This is a genomic window from Colwellia sp. C1TZA3 (assembly GCF_007954265.1).
GTDB lineage: Bacteria > Pseudomonadota > Gammaproteobacteria > Enterobacterales > Alteromonadaceae > Cognaticolwellia.
This window is the reverse complement of sequence record NZ_VOLS01000125.1, coordinates 1-2,108: the sequence shown is the minus strand read 5'-3', so window position 1 is coordinate 2,108 and position 2,108 is coordinate 1. Positions and strand designations below refer to the sequence as shown.

The following is a 2,108-nucleotide window of genomic DNA, read 5'->3' as shown; positions in this document are numbered from 1 at the left end:
ATCTACTAAACTGATTTGTTGTGAGCGAGGCTTAGGCATAACAATTACCAAATTTAATTAAGGTAAATTAAGTCTAGTTTATTGAGGTAAATATACACAAGTTAATATGGGTGGCCTAATAGATGTGGCCTAATAGAGGTGACCTGATAGAGGTGTGGGCGTTAGCTGTTTCAAATTAACGTGTGCATTATATTGTACATGTTGTTTTTTTTAGTTACACTTGTCTTATCAAATGTACAACTAAGAAAAGAGAATAATATGAGAATTGTATCTTTTACTGAAGCAAGAAATGGACTTAAATCTGTACTTGATCATGTCGTAAACGATGCTGATCATACGGTAATCACACGTAGAGATTCTGAAGATGCTGTTGTTATGTCTATGGATCATTACAATAGCTTGATGGAAACTGTTCATTTATTAAAGTCACCTGCTAACGCAGTTCACTTAAGCCGCTCTATTGAGCAATTTAAATCCGCTCAAGTGATTGAGCGAGAAATATTAAATGACTAGGTTGTTAGCTTGGACCAATGATGCATGGACTGATTATGTATATTGGCAAGGGCAAGATAAAAAAACGCTTAAAAGAATTAATAAATTAATTACAGATACTAATCGTTCTCCATTTGAGGGAATCGGAAAACCTGAGCCTCTAAAAGAAAATTTATCAGGTTTTTGGTCTAGACGTGTTGATGAATCTAATCGTCTAGTATATGCGGTTAATGATAGTCATATAACCGTTATATCCTGCCGCTATCATTATTAATTATAATCAGCAGCTATAAGTTACTCAAACGGAAAAATAATAGTTGGCCATCGCTTCTCGATTATAGCTAACTATTATTTTCTGCTTAGCAAGGCCTTATAACGCAAAAAAGGATTTCAGCATGCGTCACAAATTATCAATACTATTTCTATCTATATTCCTAGGAGCATGTGCTGGACCTAATCCTAATATTGGTGAAAGAACCAATAGGATGGACTTCTGGGAATTATCAACAGGCATTCGACACAGCTAAGATTTATGCTGATAAAGGTCAACCGTGGGCTCAACTTCGTTTAAGTATTTTCTACGCAAATGGTGGTGGGGGGGGGAAGGATACAAAGGTTGCTTTAGATTGGCATCAAAAGGCATCCGTCCAAACTGCGTTAGGAGATTGGGCTAATGGACAAATTGTTGGGGCGACAGGTCAAACTGGATGTTTTAATCAAAACAGTGATGCTCTTCTTGCGAGGTTTAATCTCGCACAGCTTTATTTTGGGGTGTTGCAATAGAAAGAGATTTAAATAAATCTTTTTCTATTGGTAAATAATGTAATTGCCAAATCAAATGGAAAATCAGTATTCTTTTATTGTGAGTTCTCCACTGCTAGGTATTTTAATCAGGATCAGTTTACTGCCTTAAAAAATAAAAAATAAAAAGAGTTAGCTGCTAATTAACAGTGTAAATTGCGTTGTAACAACAGACCCTGAGGTGGAAAAATAGCAAAATTTAACTATTTATTGTAAATCTTAACATTGCTGAGCCTCTTCGTTGCAATGCCTCTATATACGATTTGGTTCCCCTTAAAAGTAGGTGTACTTATAAGGCACCATTTCTTAACATCTGAAAACCGACCATAAGCCTTAAACTGGAATGTCCACTTTCGTCTCATTGATACTGTTTCAGAGCTTGATTTTGACAAGGAATTTTTGGCAGTTTAGGCTCAAAGTTGCTATTACAGGCATTAAACTTAATGTCTTTAATTCGCTAAAAGAAGAAATTTTTAGATTAGTTATTAATGCTAACTACTGCTAGCGATTAGAATACATAGTGTTAACTAATACCAGTTCCATTAAGTTTGTGATCTTGTTGTGCGCAGGAAAAATAACTCAAGGTAAGGCGCTCGATAGAGCAATAGCTGGCTATTGGGATTGAGAGCAACACAGCCTTGAGCTATTTTAACGAGTACAAGTGAGCAATAACTTAATGGGATTGGTATAATACCAAGTTGATTAATTACCTGCTCATTTTTAATGGTTAAAATGAATAACTACAGCGTTATAAAATTTATAAGGTGAATAACTACTGACTAAATTTTATGCCTTGTATTTATCCATTTTTCCTC

3 protein-coding genes are annotated in these 2,108 nt (G+C 35.0%); all 3 read left to right on the top strand.

Going from position 1 to position 2,108, the window contains the following annotated elements:
* The first annotated feature begins 258 nt into the window (after nt 1-258).
* Nucleotides 259-513 carry a type II toxin-antitoxin system Phd/YefM family antitoxin gene (locus ESZ39_RS17410; protein ID WP_146881182.1) on the top strand — a complete coding sequence of 85 codons (255 nt, stop codon included), beginning with the start codon at nt 259-261 and terminating at the stop codon, nt 511-513.
* Nucleotides 506-766: a Txe/YoeB family addiction module toxin gene (locus tag ESZ39_RS17405; RefSeq protein ID WP_146881181.1), complete on the top strand. Its 261-nt coding sequence runs from the start codon at nt 506-508 to the stop codon at nt 764-766. Before ESZ39_RS17410 ends, ESZ39_RS17405 begins: the two co-directional genes overlap by 8 nt.
* 170 nt (nt 767-936) lie before the next feature.
* On the top strand, nt 937-1,275 hold the full coding sequence (locus ESZ39_RS17400; protein ID WP_146881180.1) for a sel1 repeat family protein: 339 nt from the start codon (nt 937-939) through the stop codon (nt 1,273-1,275).
* The last annotated feature ends 833 nt before the right edge of the window (nt 1,276-2,108 follow it).

Bases quoted from the DNA above. Each gene is read 5' to 3' on its own strand.
- ESZ39_RS17405 (WP_146881181.1), top strand. From the start codon at position 506: ATGACTAGGTTGTTAGCTTGGACCAATGATGCATGGACTGATTATGTA.
- ESZ39_RS17410 (WP_146881182.1), top strand. From the start codon at position 259: ATGAGAATTGTATCTTTTACTGAAGCAAGAAATGGACTTAAATCTGTA.